The organism is Actinomadura sp. BRA 177 (assembly GCF_013372625.1).
Classification (GTDB): Bacteria; Actinomycetota; Actinomycetes; order Streptosporangiales; family Streptosporangiaceae; genus Spirillospora.
Map to the genome: position 1 here is coordinate 1 of NZ_JABXFD010000362.1, position 24,287 is coordinate 24,287.

Genomic DNA, 24,287 nt, shown 5'->3' on the forward strand with positions numbered 1-24,287 from the left:
TCAGTAACCAGCACCACCCGCATGCCGGCCGGCGGCCACTTCCCCGGCACCCCGCCGCCCGGCCGGCATGCGGGTGGTGCTGGTTACTGATGTCCACTCCTGGTATCGGCGCGGACCAGCGAGAGGGGAAGACCGGCGGCGGCTCGGCCGCGACGTTCCGCAAGATCGGGGACGGCGCGACCAACGTCGTCGTCCGGGAACCCGGCCGGTTCTTCGCGCTCTGCCTGGACACCTTCCGCGCGGTGTTCCAGTGGCCGTTCCAGTGGCGCGAGTTCATCCAGCAGGCCTGGTTCATCGTCAGCGTCACCGTCGTCCCCACCATGCTGGTCGCCATCCCGTTCGGCGGCGTCCTGTCGCTGCAGGTCGGCGGGCTGATCCGGCAGCTGGGCGCGCAGTCCTACACCGGCGCGACCGCGGTCGTCGCGATCGTCCGGGAGGCCAGCCCGCTGGTCACCTCGCTGCTGGTCGCGGGCGCCGCCGGGTCGGCAATGTGCGCCGACATCGGCTCCCGGAAGATCCGCGAGGAGATCGACGCCATGGAGGTGCTGGGCATCAACCCCCTGCACCGCCTGGTGGTGCCGCGGATGTTCGCGTGCGCGTTCGTCGCGCTGTTCCTGAACGGCCTGGTGTCGGTGGTCGGCCTCCTCGGCGGCTACTTCTTCAACGTGATGCTGCAGGGCGGCACCCCCGGCGCGTACCTGGCGTCCTTCAACGCGATCGCCCAGCTTCCCGACTTGCTGCAAGCCGAGTTCAAGGCATTCGTATTCGGCATCACCGCCGGATTGGTCGCCGCTTATAAGGGGTTGAACGCCAAGGGCGGACCGAAGGGCGTGGGTGATGCGGTCAACCAGACCGTCGTCATCACGTTCATGCTGCTCTTCCTGGAGAACTTCCTGATCTCCACGCTGTACTTCCAGTTCGTCCCGTCGAAGGGGATGTGATGGCCGCCCCTGGAAAGACGGGAAAGGCGGCCCGCAGGGTCGTGAGCGCACCCCTGGAACGGCTGGACGACTTCGGCCACCAGATGTCGTTCTACGCCCGCGCCTTCGCCTGGGTGTTCCGGGTGCTGCGCCGCTACCGCACCGAGGTGCTGCGGCTGCTGGCCGAGGTGAGCCTCGGCACCGGCGGCCTCGCGGTGATCGGCGGCTCGGTGGTGATCGTCGGCTTCATGACGTTCTTCACCGGCAGCCAGGTCGGCCTGCAGGGCTATGAGTCGCTGAACCAGATCGGCACGGCCGCGTTCACCGGGTTCGTCGCGTCCTATTTCAACACGCGCGAGATCGCGCCGCTGGTGTCGGCGCTGGCGCTGTCGGCGACGGTCGGCTGCGGCTTCACCGCGCAGCTCGGCGCGATGCGGATCTCCGACGAGATCGACGCGCTGGAGGTCATGGCCGTCCCGTCGATGCCGTTCCTCGTCACGACCCGGATGCTGGCCGGCATGATCGCGGTCATCCCGCTGTACATCGTCGGCCTGCTCGCCTCCTACGGCGCGACGCGGGTGATCGTGACGATGTTCTACGGCCAGTCGACCGGCACCTACGACCACTATTTCCATTTGTTCCTACCGCCGAACGACATCTTGTGGTCGTTCGGCAAAGTGATCATTTTCGCGGTGCTGGTGATGCTGATCCACTGTTACTACGGCTACCACGCGAGCGGCGGCCCGGCGGGCGTCGGCGTCGCGGTGGGCCGCGCGGTGCGCACCAGCATCGTCGTGATCAACGTGGCGGACCTGCTGCTCGGCATGGCCATCTGGGGCACCACCACGACCGTCCGGATCGCGGGGTGACGGCGCGATGAGCGAGCGCGTTCGCTACCGGATGCTCGGCATCGGGATGGTCATCGTGATCGTCCTGCTGCTGGCGCTGACCGTGGCGCTGTACAACAAGGCGTTCACGCCCGTGACCGAGGTGACGGTGAAGGCCGAGCGGGCCGGGCTGCAGCTGCTGCCGCACTCGGACGTGAAGGTGCGCGGGCTGATCGTCGGCGAGGTGCGCGGCACCGACGCGACCGCGAAGGGCGCGACACTGCACCTCGCGCTCGACCCGGACAAGGCGAAGCTCGTTCCGCGGAACGTGCAGGCGCGGCTGCTGCCGAAGACGCTGTTCGGCGAGAAGTACGTGGACCTGCACATCCCCGACCAGCCGGCGCCGCTCGGGCTGCGCGAGGGCGCGGTCATCCCGCAGGACCGCTCGCAGACCGCGATCGAGGTCGACAAGGTGCTGAACGACCTGCTGCCGCTGCTGCAGGCGGTGAAGCCGGCCGAGCTGAACGCGACGCTGAACGCGCTCGCGACGGCGCTGCAGGGCCGCGGCGACCAGATCGGCCGGAACCTGGAGCAGGCGGACGACCTGCTCCGCAAGATCAACCCGCAGCTCGGCACGCTGGTGCACGACCTGCACGGCTTGGCCGACGTGTCCGACATCTACCACGCGGCCGCGCCCGACCTGCTGCAGACGCTGCGCAACCTCAACGTGACCAGCCGGACGATCACCGACAAGCGCGGCACGATCGAGCAGCTGATCCCGGCGACGACCGCGCTCGCGCAGGACGGCGACGTGTTCATGCGGCACAACGGCCCGAAGATCATCGGCGTGAACATCGCGAACCGCGATGTCGCGAGCCTGGTCGCCCGGTACTCGCCGTCGCTGCCGTGCGTGTTCGCCGGGCTGATGAAGCTCAAGCCGGAGGCCGAGCGGGTCGCCGGCGGGGGCGGGTCCAAGACCTTCAACCTGACGATCGAGATCGTGAAGCCGCGGCCGGGCTACAAGTACCCGCTGGACGCGCCGGAGGCCAAGGACCAGCGCAACCCGCGCTGCTACGGCCTGCCGAACCCGAAGGTCCCGTTCCCGGACTACCTGGCGCTCGACGGCACGCAGGACGACCTGTGGTGGAAGAACCCGGACGACCCGAACGGCGGTGGCGGCAGCCGCGGCCGGGCGCTGTCGAACGTGTTCGTCGACACCGGCTCGCTGACCCCGGAGCAGCAGATCAAGAGCGTGCTCGGCCCGCTGACGCGGACCGACGCCAATGAGCTCTCCGACGTGTCGGCGCTGATGTTCGGGCCGCTGCTGACGGACGGATCGGTGGTGACGATCAAGTGAGGACGACGAGCGCGGCGATCAAGCTGGCCATCTTCGTGGTCGTCACCACGGTGGCCACCGGGATCCTCGCGATGACGATCGCGAACATCCGCTTCCGGGAGACCCGCGACTACAAGGCGGTCTTCTCGGACGTCACCGGCCTGCTGAACAACGACGACGTCCGCGTCGCGGGCGTCCGGGTCGGCCAGATCGAGGACATCAAGCTCTACAAGGGCGACAAGGCGCTGGTGACGTTCAGCGTCGAGGAGAACGGCCCGTTCAAGGCCGGGCTGCCGTCGTCCACGCAGGCGCAGATCCGCTACCGGAACCTGATGGGGCAGCGGTACCTCGCGCTGACCGACGGCGCCGGGCAGGCCAACGACTACCTGAAGCCGGGCGGCACGATCCCGATCGCGCAGACCAAGCCGGCGCTGGACCTGACGACACTGTTCAACGGCTTCCGGCCGCTGTTTCGCGCGCTGGAGCCCAAGGACGTCAACTCGCTGGCGATGCAGATCATCCAGGTGCTGCAGGGCGAGGGCGGCACGATCAACAGCCTGCTCGCGCACGTCGCGTCGCTGACCAACACGCTCGCCGACCGGGACCAGGTCATCGGCCGGGTGATCGACAACCTGAACACCGTGCTCGGCACCATCGACGAGCGGCACGACCAGGTCGACCAGCTGGTGCGGGACCTGCGCAGCTTCGTCAGCGGCGTCTCCGGCGACCGCAAGGCGATCTTCGACTCGGTCGCGGCGATCAACGACCTGACCGGTACGACGCAGGACCTGCTCTCGGACGCGCGTCCCGACATCAAGAACGACATCGCGGGGCTGCGCAAGCTCGCGGGGACGTTCGCGGCCAACGAGAAGGCTCTCGACGGGGGGCTCAAGCGGTCGCCGAAGCGGCTGGAGGGGCTCGTGAACATCTCCTCCTACGGGTCCTGGTTCAACATGTACATCTGCGGCCTCGACGCGCGGGTGCGGCTGCCGGGCGGACCGGTCTACCAGACGCCGGCGATCGTGAACGAGAACGCGAGGTGCAAGTAGATGAGGATCCCGTTCCGGGAACGCAACCCGGTCCCCATCGGGCTCTCCGCGTTCGCGATCATCGCCGTCCTGCTGGTGCTGGCGATGAACCTGGAGAACATCCCGTTCGTCAACGGCGGCCGGACCCACACGGCCGCGTTCAAGGAGGCCGCCGGGCTGAAGGCCGACGAGGAGGTCCGCATCGCGGGCGTCAAGGTCGGCAAGGTCACCGGCCTGGACCTGGACGGCGACCACGTCAAGGTCACCTTCCGGGTGGACGACGGCGTGAGGCTCGGCGACCGCACCGAGGCCGGCATCAAGATCAAGACGCTGCTCGGTGCGCACTACCTGGAGCTCACCCCGCGCGGGAAGGGCAAGCTCGCCCGCAACATCCCGATCGAGCGGACGCACACGCCGTTCGAGGTCGTCCCCGCGATCAGCGAGCTGAGCCAGCGGGTCGGCGCGATCGACGTCAAGCAGGTCGCCAAGTCGTTCGACGTGCTGTCGGAAACGTTCAAGAACTCGCCGGAGGAGGTCCGGGCGTCGCTCAAGGGCCTGCGGCGGCTGTCCAACACGGTCGCGTCCCGTGACGACGAGCTGCACGAGCTGGCCGGCAAGGCCAAGGACGTCTCGGAGCTGCTCGCGAACCGCAACCAGGACTTCGCCAAGCTCGTCCAGGACGGCGACAAGGTGCTCCAGGCCGTCCAGGCGCGCCGCGCCGTCATCCACCAGCTGCTGATCAACACGGTCACCCTGTCCCAGCAGGTGAACGCGCTGATCAAGGAGAACGAGAAGCAGCTGCGGCCGATGCTGGACAACCTGGCGAAGGTCAACGGGATCCTGCTGCGGAACCAGAGCAACCTGGACCGGATCCTGCAGCTGTTCGCGCCGTTCGCGCGGCAGTTCTCGGACGTCACCGGCACCGGGCGCTGGTTCGACTCCTGGATCCAGAACCTCCTCCCGATCCCCGCCTCGATCCAGGACGCCCCCGGGAGCGGTGGAACCACGACGAAGAAGCAGGGCGGCCAGACCGGCAACCAGACCGGCAGCACGGGTGACAACCCGTTGCCGTTCCTCCCGTGAGCAGGCAGGTCACAGTGCGCAACTCAGGAACCATCCTTCGCCTCGGCGGCGCGATCCTCGCCGTCGCAGTGCTGGTGGCCGCGCTCCTGCTGATCCTCCAGGAGCCGAAGCAGCGCCACATGACGGCGTACTTCACCAAGACCGTCGGCCTGTACGCGGGCGCGGACGTCCGCATCCTCGGCATCCCGGTCGGCGAGGTCACCAAGGTCGAGCCGGTCGGCGACGCGGTCAAGGTCGAACTGAAGTACGACGCCAAGTACAAGGTGCCCGCCGACGCGCAGGCCGTCATCATCAACCAGACGCTCGTCGCGGACCGCTACATCCAGCTGACCCCCGTCTACAAGGGCGGCGCCGTCCTCGCCGACGGCGCCACGCTGACCACCAGCCGCACCGCCGTCCCGGTCGAGGTCGACCAGGTCAGCGGGAGCCTGAGCGACCTCACCAAGGCGCTCGGCCCGGAGGGCGCCAACGCGCCGGGGCCGAACGGCCAGGAGGGTTCGCTGTCGCGGCTGCTGCAGGTCGGCGCCGCGAACCTGGAGGGCCAGGGCGACGACATCCGGCAGACGATCGCGGACGCGTCCAAGGCGCTCAGCACGCTCAGCACCGACCGCGGCGACGTCGCCGAGACGATCAAGAACCTGCGGATCATCACCGACGCGATGAAGGCCAACGACCAGCAGATCAAGTCGTTCACCGGGCACCTCAACGGGGTGTCCGCGCAGCTCGCGGGGGAGAAGGAGGAGCTGAGCGCGGCCCTCAACACGCTCGCCCCGACGCTGCGGAACGTGCAGCGGTTCGTCAAGGACAACCGCACCGAGCTGGCCTCGAACGTCCGGCAGCTCGCGCAGATCACCGGCGTGCTGGTGAAGGAGAAGGACGCGCTCGCCGAGATCCTCACCGCCGGCCCGCTGGCCGTCAACAACCTGGCCCGCGCCTACGACCCGATCAGCGGCACGATCCACACCCGCAACAACTTCCGCCAGTTCCACGACCTGGCCGACTGGGTCTGCTCGCTGGCGTACTCGGTGGGCACGCCCGCCAAGGAATGCCTCGACTTCGTCAAGCCGTACAACGGCATCGGCAAGGCGCTGACCGGCTTCAGCCTCGACCTGTCCTGGATCACGGCGCTGACCACGCACTACGACCCGGTGCCGATCCCGCCGGACGCCTACGGCCCGCAGGGCAGGCCCGGCAAGTCCGGCAAGACCGCGAAGACGAACACGACCAACAAGACCGCGACGGCCGGGACGCGCAGCAAGCCCGGGGACCTCAGCGCGCTGCTTCCGGGAGGTGGCCGATGAGCAGCAGACGGCCGATCCGCCGCGCCCGCCTGCTGGGCGCCGCCGCGATCGCCGCGACCGCGACGGCCCTGTCGGGCTGCTCGTTCAACGGCGTCTCGTCGCTGCCGCTGCCCGGCGGCCCCGACCTCGGCTCGCACCCCGTCACCGTCAAGATCGAGTTCGCGAACGTGCTGGACCTCGTCCCGCAGTCCGCGGTCAAGGTCAACGACGTGTCGGTGGGCAAGGTTGAGGACATCGAGCTCGCCGGCGGCACCCCCGGGCAGGGCGGCTGGCACGCGCTCGTCACGGTGAAGATGCGCGGGGACATCGACCTCCCCGACAACTCGATCGCGACGGTCAGCCAGACCAGCCTGCTCGGCGAGAAGTTCGTCGAGATCGAGGCGCCGAAGCACGAGGCGCCGAACGGCAAGCTCGGCACCGGCGACCTGATCCCGCTGAACCGCACGTCCCGCGGCGCCGAGATCGAAGAGGTGCTGTCGGCGATGTCGCTGCTGCTGAACGGCGGCGGACTGGAGCAGGTCTCCACGATCAGCCACGAGCTGCAGGCCGCGATGAACGGCCGCACGGACACGATCAGGTCGGTGCTGGAGCGGGTCAACACCTTCGCCGGGACGCTGGACCGCAACCGCGCCGCGATCACCCGCGCGCTGGACAGCATCGACCGGCTGACCGGCAAGCTCGCGGACGAGCGCAAGACGATCCAGGACACCATCGACGAGACGGGCCCCGCGATCGACGTCCTCAACCGCAACCGCGCCGACCTCACCAAGATGCTGGTCGCGCTGAACAAGCTCAGCCGCACCACCACCACCGTGATCGACCGGTCGAAGGCCGACCTGCTGGCGAACCTGCAGGACGTCGACAAGATCCTGCGGAACCTGAACAAGGCCGGCAACGACCTGCCCCGGTCGCTGGAGTCGCTGATCACCTTCCCGTTCCCGGCCACGTTCGAGAACGTCATCGAGGGCGACTACGGCAACGTGCGGCTGACCGTCGACCTGGACTTCGAGTCCATCGCCCGCAACCTGCTCGGCGGCACCGACCTCGAAGGGATGCTCGGCAGCGGCAAGCAGATGCGCAACATGCTGCAGGTGCCGAACGTGACGCTGCCCGACTCGCCGCTCGGCGTGCTGCCGCAGACGTCCGGCGGCATCCCGGGCCTGCCGGGCCAGTCGACGCCGACCCCCAAGAACACTCCGACATCGAAGACTCCGACATCGAAAACGACGTCCGGAACGCCGACACCGGAGCGGACGGGCTCACTCGGCCCCGATGACGGCGGTCTGCGGACCCTGATGACGGGGGGCCTCTCGTGATCCTCAAGCGCGGCGTCATCTTCCAGCTGATCGCGTTCGCCGTCATCACGGTCGTCGGCGTGGCGATCGTGTCGGTGAACTACATCGGGCTGGGCCGCGACCTGCTCGGCAAGGAGTACGTCGCCTACGTCGACCTGACCGACTCCGGCGGCGTGTTCACCAACGCCGAGGTCACCTACCGGGGCGTCCCCGTCGGACGGGTCGGGCCGATCGAGCTGACCAAGAGCGGCATCCGCGTCAAGCTGGTGCTCGAACGCGGCGAGCGGATCCCGCGCGACGGCACCAAGGCCGTCGTCGCGAACCGGTCCGCGGTCGGTGAGCAGTACATCGACCTGGAGCCCACCAAGAAGAGCGGCCCCTACCTCGACCAGGGCGACCCCTACACGATCCCCAAGGAGCGCACGACGCTCCCGGTATCGACGGCCGAACTGCTCCGCAACGTCGACTCCCTCGTCGGGTCGGTCAACACCAAGGACCTCGGCACCATCGTGGACGAGCTGGACAAGGCGTTCTCCGGCTCCGCCGAGGACCTCCAGTCGATCCTGGACGACAACGACCGGCTGCTGAAGACGGCCGAGCAGGCCTACCCCGACACCAAGCAGCTCCTGGACAACAGCGTGACCGTCCTGGACACCCAGCGCGGGCAGGGCGCCAACATCCGCGGCTTCGCCCGGAACCTGAACGAGCTGACGACGTCGCTCCGCAACGACGACCCGGCCCTGCGGAAGACCATCGACGCCGTGCCGAGTGCGGTGGACGAGACCCACAAGGCCATCAAGCAGCTCGCCCCGACGCTGCCCGTCCTCTTGGCGAACCTCACCACGACCGGCCAGATCATCACGTCCCGCCAGGCGGGTCTCCGCTCGCTGTTCATCCTGTACCCGGTGACGGTCGCCGGCGCGTTCACCGTCACGCCCGGCGACGGAACCCAGCACCTCGGTCTCGCCCTGAACATCGACTCGCCGCCGCCGTGCACCGACGGCTACGAGAAGGTCAAGCACCGCTGGCCGCAGGACACGTCCGCGAAGAAGCCGCGCCTGGACGCCGGCTGCAAGGCCCCGCACAACGCACCCACCGCCGTCCGCGGGGCCCGCAACTTCCCGAAGAACGAGATCCTGCCGTACCCGCAGGTTCCGGCGGGCGCCACCGCCGGCGCGGGCTTCCCCGAGGGCGGCGCCACCGGCGACCCCAAGACCGAGGCCAAGGGCAAGGACGGCGGCGACGGCGAGGCCAAGACGAAGGCCGCCGCGGCGGCCCCGACCGGCCAGATCGACGACGGCCGGCTGATCCTCTCGTATCCGTCCGATTCAGTGGAATTCGCTGGATACGATCCAACGACCGGTGCGGTCTACGGGCCCGACGGCAAGCGATACGTCATGCCGCGCAGCGCCGGAACCCGTCAGTTGGGAGAAGAATCCTCGTGGAAGTGGCTCCTGCTCGGACCCCTGAGCCAGTGAGGCGGACACGATGAGGCGCCGCCTTCCCCTGGTCACCGCGATCACGCTCAGCGTCCTCGTCGTCGGCCTGGCCATCGCGTCCGGCTGGCTCGGCGTCGTCACCCTCCGCAACAAGGGCGAGGCCGACCAGCGGGCGAAGGCGATCCAGTCGGCGCGGCAGATGGGCGTCAACCTCATGTCGCTCGACGCCTCCACCGCGCAGCGCGACCTGGACCGCATCGTGGCCGGCACCACGGGCGACCTGAAGAACAAGCTGGCGAGCCAGTCGAACGCCTTCATGCAGCAGGTGACGAAGGCCAAGGCCAAGTCGACCGTCAGCGACGTCGAGGCCGCGCTCGTGTCGATGGACGACGACTCCGCCGAGGTGATGGTCTCCCTCAACGGGACCGTCACCAACGACAAGGTGAAGAACGGTACGCCGCAGGGCTACCGCTACCAGATGGACCTCACGCGGGTCGACGACCGCTGGCTCGTGTCCGGACTGGAGGTTGTCCCGTGACGATGCTCGGCCGGGGCAAGCGCTCCGCCCCCGACAAGAACGACAAGGCCGACAAGAAGGACAAGGCCGCCAAGGCGGAAGAGGCCGCCAAGCGGGCCGAGGAGGCCGAGGCGGCCGCCGCCAAGGCTCGCGAGGAGGCCGCCCGGCTGGCCGAGGAGGCCGCGGAGGGCGAGGACGCCGAAGAGCCGGAAAAGCCCGCCAAATCCCTGGAGAGGCCCCGCAAGCCCCGGAAGGCCTCCAAAGCCGCACCCGACCCCGAGGACGCCTCAGAAGACGCCTCAGCCCCCGCAGCGGACACCGAGCCCGCCCCGGAACCGGCCGAGGACACTGAAGTAGCGGACGCAGCCGTCGAGATCGGTGACGAGACCGAGGAAGCCGACGAGGACGAGGCCGAGGCCGAGCAGACCGATCAGGCCGACGAGGCCGACGAGGACGAGGGGCCGGCGAAGACGTCGAAGCGCCCGTCGCTCAAGAAGGCGTCCAAGCCGGCCGCGGACGAGGACGACGACGAGCCTCGCCGGACGCGCCGCATCGGCGGCCTCTCGACGGTGATCGCGGTGCTGGCCGTCCTGACGATCGCGCTGGGCGCCGGTACCACCACCCTCTACCTCAAGGTCCGCGAGCAGAAGGCGACCGAGCAGGCGGGCAAGGAGGCGTCGATGGCGTCGTCCCGCGCCGCCCAGAAGCTCTCCTCGTACGACTACCAGACGCTCGACGCCGACCTGAAGTCCGCGTCCGCCACGACGACGGGCAAGCTGCACAGCGACTACGAGAAGCTCGCTCAGGAGCTCAGGACCGTCGCCGTTCAGCAGCAGGCCGTCTCCAACACCACGGTGATGAAGGTCGGCGTCGTGAGCGCGGCCCCCGACAAGGTCGTCACGCTCGTCTACGCGAACCGCTCGTCCGTCACCAAGAACGACAAGCAGCAGCGCCTCCCCGAGCCGCTCCGCATCAAGATGACGATGGTGAAGAAGGACGGCAAATGGCTGGCGTCCGAACTGACCGTCATCTCCTAGCCGCCCGCTGAGCGCCGGCAGACCCCGTGACCTCCACCGCCGAGGTCACGGGGTTTCCGCTTGCCGGGGAGCAGGGGAAGCCGCCAGGCCACGCCGGTCGGGACCGCCCGCGCGGGGCCTTAAACTGTAACCTTCCTCACTGCAGGTCAGGGCCTGAAAAGTCCAAGTCCGCTCTTGACTGAGAGGCGCTGAGGGGCGATGCTCCATGGCAACGTGATGCATACTGCGGCGCTAGAGTTGCGAGCGGTGTACCAGTCGGCTACACTGCCCCTTTGCGCTGCCCTCTGACTATCCGCGTGTGAGTGCACCCCTGCAGGGGTCTGTCATGGACCCGAAAAACGCAGGTCTCGGACGTGGATCGTCTGGCGTGCGTGTCGTCAGTTACGCCGCGAGCCCTCGGAAGGACCACTCTTGGCAGCCTCGCGCAACGCCTCGAATACCGCAACCGGTCCGCACCGCGTCTCCTTCGCGCGCATCAAGGAGCCGCTCGAAGTCCCGGACCTCCTTGCACTGCAGACCAACTCCGTTGACTGGCTGCTGGGCAACGAGAGGTGGAAGGCCCGGGTCGAGGCGGCCCAGAAGGCCGGAAGTAAGAGCGTCCCGACCCAGTCGGGGCTGGAGGAGATCTTCGAAGAGATCAGCCCGATCGAGGACTTCTCCGGAACCATGTCCCTCTCGTTCCGCGACCACCGGTTCGAGCCGCCCAAGTACTCCGTCGAGGAGTGCAAGGACAAGGACATGACCTACTCCGCCCCGCTGTTCGTCACGGCGGAGTTCATCAACAACACCACCGGTGAGATCAAGAGCCAGACGGTGTTCATGGGCGACTTCCCGCTCATGACCCCGAAGGGCACCTTCATCATCAACGGCACTGAGCGCGTCGTCGTCTCCCAGTTGACCCGGTCGCCCGGCGTCTACTTCGACCGCGCCCTCGACAAGGCGTCCGACAAGGACATCTACGGCTGCCGGGTCATCCCGAGCCGCGGCGCCTGGCTCGAGTTCGAGATCGACAAGCGCGACAACGTCGGCGTGCGCATCGACCGCAAGCGCAAGCAGCCCGTCACGGTGCTGCTGAAGGCGCTCGGCTGGGACGAGGCGCGCATCCGCGAGCGCTTCGGCTCCTACGAGTCGATCAACGTCACCCTGGAGAAGGACCACACGTCCGGCCAGGACGACGCACTGCTCGACATCTACCGCAAGCTGCGCCCGGGCGAGCCGCCGACGCGCGAGTCCGCGCAGACGCTGCTGGAGAACCTGTACTTCAACCCGAAGCGCTACGACGTCGCCAAGGTCGGCCGCTACAAGATCAACAAGAAGCTCGGCCTCGACCTGGACATGCGGCAGGGCACCCTGACCGAGGACGACATCGTCGCCACGGTCGAGTACCTCGTCCGGCTGCACGCCGGCGAGGAGGAGGCCACCCTCGGGGCCGTCCCCGTGCCGATCGAGGTCGACGACATCGACCACTTCGGCAACCGGCGGCTGCGCACCGTGGGCGAGCTGATCCAGAACCAGGTCCGGCTGGGCCTGGCCCGGATGGAGCGCGTCGTCCGCGAGCGGATGACCACCCAGGACGTCGAGGCGATCACGCCGCAGACCCTGATCAACATCCGGCCGGTCGTCGCCTCCATCAAGGAGTTCTTCGGCACCAGCCAGCTGTCCCAGTTCATGGACCAGACCAACCCCCTCGCCGGGCTGACGCACAAGCGCCGGCTGAACGCGCTGGGTCCCGGTGGTCTGTCGCGCGAGCGGGCGGGCATGGAGGTCCGCGACGTCCACCCGTCCCACTACGGCCGCATGTGCCCGATCGAGACGCCGGAAGGCCCGAACATCGGCCTCATCGGCTCGCTCGCCGCGTTCGGCCGGGTGAACCCGTTCGGGTTCGTCGAGACGCCGTACCGCAAGGTCACCGACGGCGTGGTCACCGAGCAGATCGACTACCTCACCGCCGACGAGGAGGACCGCTACGTCATCGCGCAGGCCAACTCCCTGCTGAACGACGACGGCACCTTCGTCGACGACCGCATCCTGGTGCGCCGCAAGGGCGGCGAGGTCGAGCTCGTCCCCGCCCGCGAGGTCCAGTACATGGACGTCTCGGCGCGGCAGATGACCTCGGTCGCCACCGCGATGATCCCGTTCCTGGAGCACGACGACGCCAACCGCGCGCTGATGGGCTCCAACATGCAGCGCCAGTCCGTCCCGCTGCTGCGCAGCGAGGCGCCGCTGGTCGGCACCGGCATGGAGTACCGCGCCGCGACCGACGCCGGTGACGTCATCACGGCCGAGAAGGCCGGCGTCATCGAGGAGGTCTCCGCCGACTACGTGACCGTGATGAACGACGACGGCACGCGCAACACCTACCGCGTGTCCAAGTTCAAGCGGTCCAACCAGGGCACCTGCTTCAACCAGAAGCCCATCGTCGACGAGGGGCAGCGGGTCGAGGTCGGCCAGGTCATCGCCGACGGGCCGTGCACCGACGACGGCGAGATGGCGCTCGGCAAGAACCTCCTCGTGGCGTTCATGCCGTGGGAGGGCCACAACTACGAGGACGCCATCATCCTCAGCCAGCGCCTGGTGCAGGACGACGTCCTCTCCTCGATCCACATCGAGGAGCACGAGGTCGACGCCCGCGACACCAAGCTCGGCCCCGAGGAGATCACCCGGGACATCCCGAACGTCTCCGAGGAGGTCCTCGCCGACCTCGACGAGCGCGGCATCATCCGCATCGGCGCCGACGTCGTCCCCGGCGACATCCTGGTCGGCAAGGTCACCCCGAAGGGCGAGACCGAGCTGACCCCCGAGGAGCGGCTGCTCCGCGCGATCTTCGGGGAGAAGGCGCGCGAGGTCCGCGACACCTCGCTGAAGGTGCCGCACGGCGAGCAGGGCAAGGTCATCGGCGTCCGGGTGTTCTCCCGCGACGACGGCGACGAGCTCCCGCCCGGCGTGAACGAGCTGGTCCGGGTGTACGTCGCGCAGAAGCGCAAGATCACCGACGGCGACAAGCTGGCCGGCCGGCACGGCAACAAGGGCGTCATCTCCAAGGTGCTCCCCGTCGAGGACATGCCGTTCCTGGAGGACGGCACCCCGGTCGACATCGTGCTGAACCCGCTCGGCGTCCCCGGGCGCATGAACGTGGGCCAGGTCCTGGAGACCCACCTCGGCTGGGTCGCCTCCCGCGGCTGGAAGGTCGAGGGCGACGACGCCGAGTGGAAGCGCGCCCTCAAGGCCATCGGCGCCGACGAGGCCGAGCCGTGGACGAACACCGCGACGCCGGTGTTCGACGGGGCCCAGGAGAGCGACGTCACCGGCCTGATCGAGAGCACCCTGCCGAACCGCGACGGCGAGCGGCTGGTCGGCCCCGGCGGCAAGGCGCGGATGTTCGACGGCCGCACCGGCGAGCCGTACCGGGACCCGATCTCGGTCGGCTACATCTACATCCTCAAGCTGCTCCACCTGGTCGACGACAAGATCCACGCCCGCTCGACCGGCCCGTACTCCATGATCACCCAGCAGCCGCTCGGCGGTAAGGCCCAGTTCGGCGGCCAGCGCTTCGGTGAGATGGAGGTGTGGGCGCTGGAGGCGTACGGCGCCGCCTACGCGCTCCAGGAGCTGCTGACCATCAAGTCCGACGACGTCCTCGGCCGCGTGAAGGTGTACGAGGCCATCGTCAAGGGCGAGAACATCCCCGAGCCCGGCATTCCCGAGTCCTTCAAGGTGCTCATCAAGGAGATGCAGTCGCTGTGCCTCAACGTCGAGGTGCTCTCCAGCGACGGCATGTCCATCGAGATGCGCGACACCGACGAGGACGTCTTCCGCGCCGCGGAGGAGCTCGGCATCGACCTCTCCCGCCGCCCGAACGAGGGCGCGATGAGCGTCGACGAGGTCTGAGAACCCAAGGGGAGAACAGTTGCTTGACGTCAACTTCTTCGACGAGCTTCGCATCGGTCTGGCGACCGCCGACGATATCCGCCAGTGGTCGCACGGCGAGGTGAAGAAGCCGGAGACGATCAACTACCGGACCCTCAAGCCGGAGAAGGACGGGCTCTTCTGCGAGAAGATCTTCGGCCCGACCCGGGACTGGGAGTGCTACTGCGGCAAGTACAAGCGCGTCCGCTTCAAGGGCATCATCTGTGAGCGCTGCGGCGTCGAGGTGACCCGCGCCAAGGTGCGCCGCGAGCGGATGGGCCACATCGAGCTGGCCGCGCCGGTCACGCACATCTGGTACTTCAAGGGCGTGCCGTCCCGGCTCGGCTACCTGCTGGACCTGGCCCCGAAGGATCTAGAGAAGATCATCTACTTCGCGGCCTACATGATCACCAGCGTGGACGCGGAGCGGCGCGACCGCGACCTGCCCACGCTGGAGGCGCACATCTCGGTGGAGCGCCAGCAGATCGAGCAGGCCCGCGACGCGCAGGTCGAGGCCCGCCAGCAGAAGCTGGAGGGCGACCTCGCGGAGCTGGAGGAGGCCGGCGCGAAGGCCGACCAGAAGCGCAAGGTGCGCGACGGCGCCGAGCGGGAGATGAAGCAGCTGCGCGACCGCGCGCAGCGCGAGCTCGACCGCCTCGACGAGGTGTGGAGCCGGTTCAAGAACCTCAAGGTCCAGGACCTGGAGGGCGACGAGCTGCTCTACCGCGAGATGCGCGACCGGTTCGGCAAGTACTTCGAGGGCGGCATGGGCGCCGCGGCCATCCAGGCGCGGCTGCAGAACTTCGACCTCGACGCCGAGGCCGAGAAGCTGCGCGACATCATCCGCACCGGCAAGGGCCAGAAGAAGGCCCGCGCCCTCAAGCGGCTGAAGGTCGTCTCGGCGTTCCTCAACACCCGCAACAGCCCGCTCGGCATGGTGCTGGACTGCATCCCGGTCATTCCGCCGGACCTGCGTCCCATGGTCCAGCTGGACGGCGGCCGGTTCGCCACGTCCGACCTGAACGACCTGTACCGCCGGGTCATCAACCGGAACAACCGGCTCAAGCGCCTGCTCGACCTGGGCGCGCCCGAGATCATCGTCAACAACGAGAAGCGGATGCTGCAGGAGGCCGTCGACGCGCTGTTCGACAACGGCCGCCGCGGCCGCCCGGTCACCGGGCCCGGCAACCGTCCGCTGAAGTCGCTGTCCGACATGCTCAAGGGCAAGCAGGGCCGGTTCCGGCAGAACCTGCTCGGCAAGCGCGTCGACTACTCCGGCCGTTCGGTCATCGTCGTCGGCCCGCAGCTGAAGCTGCACCAGTGCGGCCTGCCCAAGCAGATGGCGCTGGAGCTGTTCAAGCCGTTCGTCATGAAGCGGCTGGTCGACCTCAACCACGCGCAGAACATCAAGTCCGCCAAGCGGATGGTCGAGCGCGCGCGTCCCGTCGTGTGGGACGTCCTGGAAGAGGTCATCACCGAGCACCCGGTGCTGCTGAACCGCGCGCCGACCCTGCACCGGCTCGGCATCCAGGCGTTCGAGCCGCAGCTGGTCGAGGGCAAGGCCATCCAGATCCACCCGCTCGTCTGCACCGCGTTCAACGCGGACTTCGACGGCGACCAGATGGCGGTGCACCTGCCGCTGTCCGCCGAGGCGCAGGCCGAGGCGCGGATCCTGATGCTGTCCACGAACAACATCCTGAAGCCGTCCGACGGCAAGCCCGTCACCATGCCCACCCAGGACATGGTCATCGGCCTGTACTGGCTGACGACGCAGAAGGACGGCGCCGAGGGTGAGGGCCGCGCGTTCGGGTCCATCGCCGAGGGCATCATGGCCCACGACCGCGGCGAGCTGGACCTGCAGGCGAAGGTCAGCATCCGGCTGAAGGACATCCCGCCGCCGCGCGAGTGGAGCGCGCCGGAGGGCTACGAGCCCGGCCAGCCGTACCGGCTGGAGACGACGCTCGGCCGCGCGCTGTTCAACGAGACGCTGCCGGACGACTTCCCGTTCGTCAACGACGAGATCGGCAAGAAGCAGCTCTCGGCGATCGTCAACGAGCTCGCGGAGACGTACCCGAAGGTCACCGTCGCCAACGCGCTCGACGCGCTCAAGAGCACCGGGTTCCACTGGGCGACCAGGTCCGGTGTCACGATCGCGATCGCCGACGTCATCTCGCCGCCCAACAAGCAGGAGATCCTGGGCGGTTACGAGCAGCGCGCCGAGAAGGTCCAGCGGGAGTTCAACCGCGGCCTGATCACCGACGACGAGCGCAAGCAGGAGCTCATCGAGATCTGGAACAAGGCCACCGCGGACGTCGCGGTGGACATGGAGAAGGCGTTCCCGAAGGACAACCCGATCTGGATGATGATCCAGTCGGGCGCGCGCGGCAACCCGCTGCAGCTCCGCCAGATCGCCGGCATGCGCGGCCTGGTCTCCAACCCGAAGGGCGAGACCATCCCGCGTCCGATCAAGTCGGCGTTCCGCGAGGGGCTGTCGGTCGTCGAGTACTTCATCTCGACGCACGGCGCCCGCAAGGGCCTCGCCGACACCGCGCTGCGCACCGCCGACTCGGGTTACCTGACCCGGCGCCTGGTGGACGTCGCGCAGGACGTCATCGTCCGGGAAGAGGACTGCGGCACCGACCGCACGATCCCGTTCGAGATCGTCGAGCGGCAGCCGGACGGCAGCGTGATCAAGCTGCCGACGACGGAGACCAGCCTCACCGGCCGCACCATCGCCGAGGACGTCGTCGTCGACGGGACGGTCATCTACCCCGCCGACACCGACCTGTCCGACGCGGTCGTGTCCCGGCTGTTCGAGGCGGGCGTGGAGAAGGTCCGCACCCGCAGCGCGCTGGTCTGCGAGGCCAAGATCGGTGTCTGCGCCGCCTGCTACGGCCGCTCGCTGGCCACCGGCAAGCGGGTGGACGTCGGCGAGGCCGTCGGCATCATCGCCGCGCAGTCCATCGGTGAGCCCGGCACGCAGCTGACCATGCGCACCTTCCACACCGGCGGTGTGGCCGGTGGCGACATCACGCACGGCCTGCCGCGCGTCCAGGAGCTGTTCGAGGCCCGCATCCCCAAGGGTGTGGCCCCGATCAGCGAGGTCGCCGGCCGCGTCAAGATCGACGAGACGGAGAAGGCCCGCAAGGTCGTCGTCGTCCCGGACGACGGCTCCGACGAGATCGCCTACCAGGTGCCGATGCGGTCCCGCCTGCTGGTCAAGGAGGGCGAGGCCGTCGGCGTCGGGCAGCAGCTCATCGCGGGTGCGATCAACCCGCACGAGGTGCTGCGCATCCTCGGGCCCCGCGCCGTCCAGCTCCACCTGGTCCAGGAGGTCCAGGAGGTGTACCGGTCGCAGGGCGTGTCGATCCACGACAAGCACATCGAGATCATCGTCCGCCAGATGCTGAAGCGGGTGAACATCCTCGAGTCGGGCGACACCGACCTGCTGCCCGGTGACCTCATCGAGCGGCCGATCTTCGAGGAGCGCAACCGGAACGTCGTGGCCGAGGGCGGGGTCCCCGCCGCCGGCCGCCCCGTCCTGATGGGCATCACCAAGGCTTCGCTCGCGACCGAGTCGTGGCTGTCGGCGGCGTCCTTCCAGGAGACGACCCGGGTGCTCACCGAGGCCGCGATGCACGCCAAGAGCGACCCGCTGCTGGGCCTCAAGGAGAACGTCATCATCGGGAAGCTCATCCCGGCCGGTACCGGCATGCCGCAGTACCGCAACGTCCGGGTCGAGCCGACCGAGGAGGCGAAGGCCGCGGTCTACTCCGTCGGTTCCTACGACGACGGCGCCGAGTACGCCTTCGGGCAGGGCTCCGGCGAGGCCGTGCCGCTGGAGGAGTACGACTTCGGCCAGTACAACCGCTAGCGTCCAGGTCCCGGGACGCCGCCCCCCGGCGGCGCCCCGGCCCGCGGACACCCGTGCCTGACGACACGCGAAGAGGCCTCTCCCACCCGGAGGGGCCTCTTCGCGTGTTCCGGGTCAGAAGATTCCAGCGGCGGCCCGCACTCACGCAGGAAGCGCCGCATGGGCTCGTGGGTGAGCACGTCGGGGAGTTCGGCGCCCGCGTACCAGATCCAGCGCGAGATCTGTCCCCGGCCCGGCGACTTGGGCGAGCGGCCAGACGCAGGGGGCCACCCGCCAATGCGCGGAGACCCGCTTCGATGAGTCGAGCAACTCCGGGCAGGCCGCGCGCGGAATCGAGCCGCCGATCAGCCGCCTCCCGGAGGCAGCCCCACGTCGCTCAGCCATCGCCGCGTGGGTCCGTGCGCCACGTCGGCCTCGGGCAGCCGTACGACTCCGTCCGCCCCGAAAGTCTCCACCGACCGCCCATGGCTGATCGCCACCCGCATCCCGAATGCCCACCACGCCACCCTGGGCCAGGTGGACGGGTACAGCCGGTGCTTGAGGAGGCCGTCAACGACCTCGGCCGCCCCCTTCGCGTCGCCGCACGGGCACAGGTAGCCGCGCCGCCCCCGCCGCGCCTCGTGATAGCCCCAGACGCCGGCAGGGGCCGGCCAGCACGCTCACCACTATCCCGACCTCCTCGGCCCCGAGCGCGTACACCCGCAGTCGGCGCGGGCCGGTAGAGCTTGACGAACCGCCAACCGTGCGGCCGGAGCGCCACGGACAGCACGTCCAGGTACCGGACGGCGGTCGCCCGCCCGAGCCGTGCCCGTCGGCCGCGCCCGTCGGCCGGGTCCGCCAGCCGTGCCCGTCGGCCGCGTCCGTCAGCCGCGTCCGTTGGCCGGGGCAGCGCGGGAGGCACCGCTGCCCAGACCTTCTGCGCCACGTCGTCCGCATCCGCTGGACGAACGTCCACACCGGGAGGTGCCAGAGGCGCACCAGTTTGGCGAAGGCGCCTCGCTCGCCGAGTTGGCGGCGGCTCATCGTCCATCGCGTCCTCCCGTCCCCTGCACAGAGTCGAGGAAGTCGGCCACCGGGATCACGCCGCTTTGCGGGTGACGGGCGGAAAGCCCTCTACAGTCGGCGCATGGGGAGCCGGAGCGCGACGGACGTCCGTGACGTGGTGGTCGCGCATCTGCCCGGTTACCGCGTCGAAACCGTGGTGCTGCTCGGTGAGGGCGAGGACAACATCGCCTATGAGGTAAACGACGAGTTGATCGTCCGCTTCTTGAAAGAGCCCGACGCCGTGGGACGGGCCGTGCGGGTGAGCGGCGAGGCCCGCCTTCTCACCGCCGTCGCGGACGCGTCGCCGCTGCCGGTGCCCGAGCCGAGTTTCACGGTCGCCGAGGAAGGCTGCCTCGCGTACTTCAAGCTTCCAGGCGTCCCGCTGATCGACGTGACTCCGGCACAGCGCGCGGCCCACGCCGGTCCGATCGCCGTTGCGCTCGGGGAGTTGCTCAGCGCATTGCATGCGATGCCGATCGCGCTAATGGACGGCCTGGTAGAGGTCGATGACGAGCCGGAGGCGGCGTGGTTGGAGGAGGCCGCGCAGACCTACCCCGCAGTCAGGGAAGCGGTACCGGCGGCACATCGCCGGGCCGTGGAGGAGTTCTTGAGCGCCCCGCCGCCGTCCGACCGGCATGGGCTGGTGTTCTCCCACAACGACCTGGGGATCGAACACGTCCTCGTCGACCCGGTCACCTGGGCCGTGACCGGGATCATCGACTGGAGCGATGCCGCGGTCACCGACCCGGCCTACGACTTCGGCCTGCTCTACCGCGACCTCGGCCCCGCCGCCCTCGACCTGGCCCTGCGCGAATACGGGACGGGCGTCCACGACGCCGACGCGATCAAAGCACGTGTCGGCTTCTATGCCAGGTGCAGCGTCCTGGAGGACATGGCCTACGGGCTCCAGGACGGGCACGCCAAATACCTCGACAAGTGCCTGCAAGCGCTGAACTGGCTCTTCCCGTCCGGCGTACGCTGAGCCCGCTTGTGCATGTCCGCAGCACACCGTCCGGAGAGCGCGTGAAAGTGACCGAGTCGTGGAGGTTCGGCGATGCCGCGCCGCTCGCCCCCGACGCGGCGGTCGACGAGCTTCGCACGAGAATCGGCCGGGGGACGCTTGAGTCGTGGCTGACCAGCTCGTCCGGGAGGCTGCTCGCCGTCGTCACCAACACGCGCCGGGCGATGGTCGTGCTGCTGGACGGCGAAGGCGACGCCGGCGAGCATGCGGCGGATCCCGGAGCGGACGGCTGGAGCGACGGCTTCGTCCTCTCCAATGGCCAGCACGACGAGTATCCCGACGAGGACACGGTCCCGCTGCCGGAGGCTTTCCGGATCGTCCGGCACATCCTTGCGCATGGCACCCCACCGGCCGACGCGCCATGGAGCGTCGATCGTTGACGGGGGCGGAGTGTCCCGATGCGGATACCTGGTTGCGAGGCTCCGACTTCGGCAGACTTGTGGCGTCGCCTCCGGGCGGCCCACCCCGCGTCGGGTCTCCGGCCGCTGCTGCTCGTGCCAGGCTCGGACGCCCCATGGACGGCCCCTTCGGCCGGACGTGCCCCGGCCTGGTCGCGGCGTCCCGGAGTGCCGACACCCTGGCGATTGGGACGAGGCCTTCCTGGCCGTCCGGCTCACCGCGGACAAGTGGTTCGAGGTACTCGGCGATCGGCCGGTCGACGCGCCCGGGTCGCGGGCGGGAGGGGCGTCGCTCGCTGAATCCGGGGCGCGCGCTTGACCTGCGGTAGAACGTCGTCTTTTTACCTCTTTGTCGGGTTTTGTGGTCTTGGTGCCCGGGGATGAACGCACGCGTTGCCAGATGTACGCGACGGGGGAGAACAGCAGATGAAGAGGGTCATGACCGGGGCACTGATCGCCGCCGTCGTCGGTGTCGGGGGAGTGGGCGGCGGCGCGGCCGTCGCCCAGGCGTCCCCGGACCAGAGCGCGCGCCAGGACTGCCGCACCTACTCCAGCGTCACCGAGTGCGGTCAGCCCAAGCTCAACGAGAAGCAGCAGGCGTGCGTGAACGCGGCGGTCCAGCAGGGCATGACCGAGCGCCGCGCCACGGTGGAGTGCCACGCGTTCGCTTGAGCCCGCCGCGTTTCCTGAACGCGCATACCGAACGCGCATACCGAAGGGGCCCGTCCCATCCCGGACGGGCCCCTTCGGTGCGCGGAGGCCGCTGGCGCCCACGCCGGGTCAGCTGGCCTTCGTCAGCTGGCCCTCGTCGGTCGGCCCACGTCGGTCGGCTTACCCCCCGCCGGCGGTGTGGTGAGCGCGTAGATCAACAGCTGGCCCGGTGATCGAAGGGTGCCCACCCTCATGGAGGCCATAAACCGTGACCAACCGGCTCTTAACCCCTTTTGTGGTGATCTGGGGCATCGTGGAGAGTTCGCCCAAGCGGCCCACGGTCAGCGGCTCTCCCCGGGCGCCGGTTAGGCGAGTGGAAGGGGGCGGCGTGGGACGGGGGACGACTGGAGGATCGAGGTAGTCGTCCGGGCGTAGGGGGTGAAGCGGTCGAGAATCGGCTCCAGTTCCTCGACCCTGCGCAGGTGGGCGAGGAAGAAGAAGCAGTCGTCGCCGGTGATGCGGTGGCACTCGGTGATCTGCGGGACCTCGTCCGCGATCTTGGGGATGCGGCTCAGCTCCCGCGGGTTCGGACTCACCCGGACGAGGATCGTGAGCGGGAAGCCGAGCGCGACCGGGTCGACGGTGGCGTGGTAGCCGGTGATGACGCCGGTCTCCTCAAGGCGCTGGACGCGTTCGGCGACGGCCGGGGCGGAGAGCGCGACGCGGCGGCCAAGCTCGGCGAGCGACGCACGGCCGTCCCGTTGCAGCTCGGTGAGGATCTGAAGGTCGATCGCGTCGAGCGGCTTGGGTTCGTAGGCGCGACCCGGTCGGCTCCTTCGGTTCGCCATTCCCCCAACCTAAGCATCGGCCGACGATACGGCCATGTCCTTTCCGGCCCTGGTTTACGGCACCGGAAGCGCGGTCATGGCGGACGATCGCCGTTTGGGGTGCCGTGCTCGCGGCCATGAACACGTCCTTCTACGTGGCGTCGGCCGGCGTGACCGGGCTGGTGGTGCCGACGGTGACGGAGGCGGCCGGGGTGGGGCTGGTGATCGCCGGAGTGGCGGTGCACCGTGGAGAGGGTTGAGAGGAGAGGGAACATGGAACAGGTACGGCTCGGTACGAGTGGGCTGAAGGTCTCGCGGATCTGCCTGGGAATGATGAGCTACGGCGATCCCGCGGTGCGCAAATGGGCGCTGGACGAGGAAGCGGCCGACCCGATCGTCCGGCGCGCCGTGGACAGCGGTGTGACGTTCTTCGACACCGCCGACGTGTACTCGCAGGGCGTCAGTGAGCAGATCACCGGACGGCTCCTGCCGAGGTTCTTCGGGCGGCGGGACGACTACGTCCTCGCCACCAAGATCTGCATGCCGATGGGGGACGGGCGCAACGACCGGGGACTGTCGCGCAAGCACATCATGGCCGGCATCGACGACTCGCTCCGACGGCTCGGCACCGACTACGTGGACCTCTACCAGATCCACCGGTGGGACTACGAGACGCCCATCGAGGAGACCATGGAGGCTCTCCACGATGTGGTGAAGTCGGGCAGGGCGCGGTACATCGGGGCGTCCAGCATGTACGCGTGGCAGTTCGCCAAGGCGCAACACGTCGCCGAGACGCACGGCTGGACGAAGTTCGTGTCGATGCAGAACCACTACAACCTCGTCTATAGAGAAGAGGAGCGGGAGATGAACCCGCTCTGCCTCGACCAGGGCGTGGGGCTCATCCCGTGGAGTCCGCTCGCGCGGGGGCTGCTCGCCGGGAACAGGGAGCGGGGCGGTGAGCGCAAGACCGTCCGGTCCCGGAACGACGCGTTCGGGGACGGCCTCTACAGCGAAGCCGACTTCGACGTCGTCGACGCCGTGCGCGAGGTCGCGCAGGAGCGCGGTGTGCCGGCGGCGCAGGTGGCGCTCGCGTGGCTGCTCGGACGTCCCGGTGTGACGGCCCCGATCGTGGGAGCGACGAAACTCACTCATATGGACGACGCGATCGCCGCGGAGAGCCTGGAGCTGGACGAGAAGGAGGCCGTGCGGCTGGAGGCCCCGTACCGTCCGCGCGCGGTTCTCGGGCACTCCTGACAAGTCACGACGAAGGCGTCCCCGGGCCGGAACTGCCCGGGGACGTCCGGCGTCTATCAGGGGGTGGTGATTTGCGATCCCCCGGGCGATCGGGGCAGGCTGTGGACGAGAACGCCCACGCACGGCAAGACCGCCACGTGGTGACATGGGTGAAGGTTCGGAGGCGGCGTTACGCGCCGCGCGCCTCCGGGCCTCCGGGGGCCGAGGAGCCCCGGGACGACGGCGCTGAAGGAGCCCGACGATGACCGAGAACGACGGTACGCAGGGACCGCAGCGGCCGTTGCCGGAGGACGAGGGGAACCCCGGGCCGGTGGAGGGGCAGGAGCCCCCCGCCCGGCCGCTGGGCGACCGCACCGTGGTGTTCGGCGCTCCCCAACTGGGCGGCCAGGCCGGCGGCGCAACGCCGCCGCCCGAGCCCCGCGAGGACGCTGCCTCTTATACACCTCTGACGCTGCCGACGAAGAGGACAATGTATATCCCGGCGGTCGCTGTCGTATTAGAACAAAAAAAACAGAAAAAAACGCCGATG

The 24,287-nt window shown here is 68.9% G+C and carries 18 protein-coding genes; 17 read left to right on the plus strand and 1 reads right to left on the minus strand.

Going from position 1 to position 24,287, the window contains the following annotated elements; genetic code table 11:
- The first annotated feature begins 89 nt into the window (after nucleotides 1-89).
- The 15 genes from HUX53_RS20450 (at nucleotide 90) to HUX53_RS20520 (ending at nucleotide 21,698) form a co-directional block, all read left to right on the plus strand.
- Entirely contained in the window at nucleotides 90-941 is an 852-nt protein-coding gene (locus tag HUX53_RS20450; protein ID WP_255205452.1) for an ABC transporter permease, read from the plus strand.
- Nucleotides 941-1,789 (plus strand): ABC transporter permease, encoded by an 849-nt coding sequence (locus HUX53_RS20455; protein WP_176404825.1) that lies wholly within the window; start codon nucleotides 941-943, stop codon nucleotides 1,787-1,789. The genes HUX53_RS20450 and HUX53_RS20455 overlap by 1 nt, the downstream gene beginning before the upstream one ends.
- Nucleotides 1,790-1,796: 7 nt before the next feature.
- On the plus strand, nucleotides 1,797-3,104 hold the full coding sequence (locus HUX53_RS20460) for an MCE family protein (protein ID WP_176404826.1): 1,308 nt from the start codon (nucleotides 1,797-1,799) through the stop codon (nucleotides 3,102-3,104).
- On the plus strand, nucleotides 3,101-4,132 hold the full coding sequence (locus tag HUX53_RS20465) for an MCE family protein (RefSeq protein WP_176404827.1): 1,032 nt from the start codon (nucleotides 3,101-3,103) through the stop codon (nucleotides 4,130-4,132). The genes HUX53_RS20460 and HUX53_RS20465 overlap by 4 nt, the downstream gene beginning before the upstream one ends.
- Nucleotides 4,133-5,194 (plus strand): MCE family protein, encoded by a 1,062-nt coding sequence (locus tag HUX53_RS20470; RefSeq protein WP_176404828.1) that lies wholly within the window; start codon nucleotides 4,133-4,135, stop codon nucleotides 5,192-5,194. It abuts the gene before it with no gap.
- Complete coding sequence (locus HUX53_RS20475; protein WP_176404829.1) at nucleotides 5,191-6,495, plus strand: MCE family protein; 1,305 nt, start codon at nucleotides 5,191-5,193, stop codon at nucleotides 6,493-6,495. The genes HUX53_RS20470 and HUX53_RS20475 overlap by 4 nt, the downstream gene beginning before the upstream one ends.
- Entirely contained in the window at nucleotides 6,492-7,811 is a 1,320-nt protein-coding gene (locus HUX53_RS20480; RefSeq protein ID WP_176404830.1) for an MCE family protein, read from the plus strand. Before HUX53_RS20475 ends, HUX53_RS20480 begins: the two co-directional genes overlap by 4 nt.
- Nucleotides 7,808-9,268, plus strand: coding sequence for an MCE family protein (locus HUX53_RS20485; RefSeq protein WP_176404831.1), 1,461 nt, complete (start codon nucleotides 7,808-7,810; stop codon nucleotides 9,266-9,268). Before HUX53_RS20480 ends, HUX53_RS20485 begins: the two co-directional genes overlap by 4 nt.
- A gap of 10 nt (nucleotides 9,269-9,278) precedes the next feature.
- Entirely contained in the window at nucleotides 9,279-9,767 is a 489-nt protein-coding gene (locus tag HUX53_RS20490) for a hypothetical protein (RefSeq protein WP_176404832.1), read from the plus strand.
- Nucleotides 9,764-10,783: a hypothetical protein gene (locus HUX53_RS20495; protein ID WP_176404833.1), complete on the plus strand. Its 1,020-nt coding sequence runs from the start codon at nucleotides 9,764-9,766 to the stop codon at nucleotides 10,781-10,783. The genes HUX53_RS20490 and HUX53_RS20495 overlap by 4 nt, the downstream gene beginning before the upstream one ends.
- A 411-nt stretch (nucleotides 10,784-11,194) precedes the next feature.
- Complete coding sequence (rpoB, locus tag HUX53_RS20500; protein ID WP_176404834.1) at nucleotides 11,195-14,671, plus strand: DNA-directed RNA polymerase subunit beta; 3,477 nt, start codon at nucleotides 11,195-11,197, stop codon at nucleotides 14,669-14,671.
- A gap of 19 nt (nucleotides 14,672-14,690) precedes the next feature.
- Complete coding sequence (locus HUX53_RS20505) at nucleotides 14,691-18,563, plus strand: DNA-directed RNA polymerase subunit beta' (RefSeq protein WP_176404835.1); 3,873 nt, start codon at nucleotides 14,691-14,693, stop codon at nucleotides 18,561-18,563.
- Nucleotides 18,564-19,689: 1,126 nt separating this feature from the next.
- Complete coding sequence (locus HUX53_RS20510) at nucleotides 19,690-20,589, plus strand: phosphotransferase family protein (RefSeq protein WP_176404836.1); 900 nt, start codon at nucleotides 19,690-19,692, stop codon at nucleotides 20,587-20,589.
- Between the two features lie 41 nt (nucleotides 20,590-20,630).
- Complete coding sequence (locus tag HUX53_RS20515) at nucleotides 20,631-21,008, plus strand: hypothetical protein (RefSeq protein ID WP_176404837.1); 378 nt, start codon at nucleotides 20,631-20,633, stop codon at nucleotides 21,006-21,008.
- A gap of 444 nt (nucleotides 21,009-21,452) precedes the next feature.
- Complete coding sequence (locus HUX53_RS20520) at nucleotides 21,453-21,698, plus strand: hypothetical protein (protein WP_176404838.1); 246 nt, start codon at nucleotides 21,453-21,455, stop codon at nucleotides 21,696-21,698.
- Between the two features lie 344 nt (nucleotides 21,699-22,042).
- Here the strand turns inward: HUX53_RS20520 and HUX53_RS20525 are convergent, their stop codons facing one another.
- Nucleotides 22,043-22,525 carry an Lrp/AsnC family transcriptional regulator gene (locus HUX53_RS20525; protein WP_176404839.1) on the minus strand — a complete coding sequence of 161 codons (483 nt, stop codon included), beginning with the start codon at nucleotides 22,523-22,525 and terminating at the stop codon, nucleotides 22,043-22,045.
- Between the two features lie 116 nt (nucleotides 22,526-22,641).
- On the opposite strand from HUX53_RS20525, the gene HUX53_RS41360 reads away from it, so the two are divergent.
- Both HUX53_RS41360 and HUX53_RS20530 read left to right on the plus strand, forming a co-directional pair.
- Nucleotides 22,642-22,764, plus strand: a complete 123-nt coding sequence (locus HUX53_RS41360; protein ID WP_255205453.1) for a hypothetical protein — start codon at nucleotides 22,642-22,644, stop codon at nucleotides 22,762-22,764.
- A gap of 13 nt (nucleotides 22,765-22,777) precedes the next feature.
- Nucleotides 22,778-23,758, plus strand: a complete 981-nt coding sequence (locus HUX53_RS20530; protein ID WP_176404840.1) for an aldo/keto reductase — start codon at nucleotides 22,778-22,780, stop codon at nucleotides 23,756-23,758.
- Nucleotides 23,759-24,287 lie beyond the last annotated feature (529 nt).

Coding starts and splice junctions, on each gene's coding strand:
- HUX53_RS20525 (WP_176404839.1), bottom strand. CDS start 22,525: ATGGCGAACCGAAGGAGCCGACCGGGTCGCGCCTACGAACCCAAGCCG.
- HUX53_RS20510 (WP_176404836.1), top strand. CDS start 19,690: ATGGGGAGCCGGAGCGCGACGGACGTCCGTGACGTGGTGGTCGCGCAT.
- HUX53_RS20450 (WP_255205452.1), top strand. CDS start 90: ATGTCCACTCCTGGTATCGGCGCGGACCAGCGAGAGGGGAAGACCGGC.
- HUX53_RS41360 (WP_255205453.1), top strand. CDS start 22,642: ATGAACACGTCCTTCTACGTGGCGTCGGCCGGCGTGACCGGGCTGGTG.
- HUX53_RS20470 (WP_176404828.1), top strand. CDS start 4,133: ATGAGGATCCCGTTCCGGGAACGCAACCCGGTCCCCATCGGGCTCTCC.
- HUX53_RS20520 (WP_176404838.1), top strand. CDS start 21,453: ATGAAGAGGGTCATGACCGGGGCACTGATCGCCGCCGTCGTCGGTGTC.
- HUX53_RS20455 (WP_176404825.1), top strand. CDS start 941: ATGGCCGCCCCTGGAAAGACGGGAAAGGCGGCCCGCAGGGTCGTGAGC.
- HUX53_RS20460 (WP_176404826.1), top strand. CDS start 1,797: ATGAGCGAGCGCGTTCGCTACCGGATGCTCGGCATCGGGATGGTCATC.
- HUX53_RS20480 (WP_176404830.1), top strand. CDS start 6,492: ATGAGCAGCAGACGGCCGATCCGCCGCGCCCGCCTGCTGGGCGCCGCC.
- HUX53_RS20530 (WP_176404840.1), top strand. CDS start 22,778: ATGGAACAGGTACGGCTCGGTACGAGTGGGCTGAAGGTCTCGCGGATC.
- HUX53_RS20490 (WP_176404832.1), top strand. CDS start 9,279: ATGAGGCGCCGCCTTCCCCTGGTCACCGCGATCACGCTCAGCGTCCTC.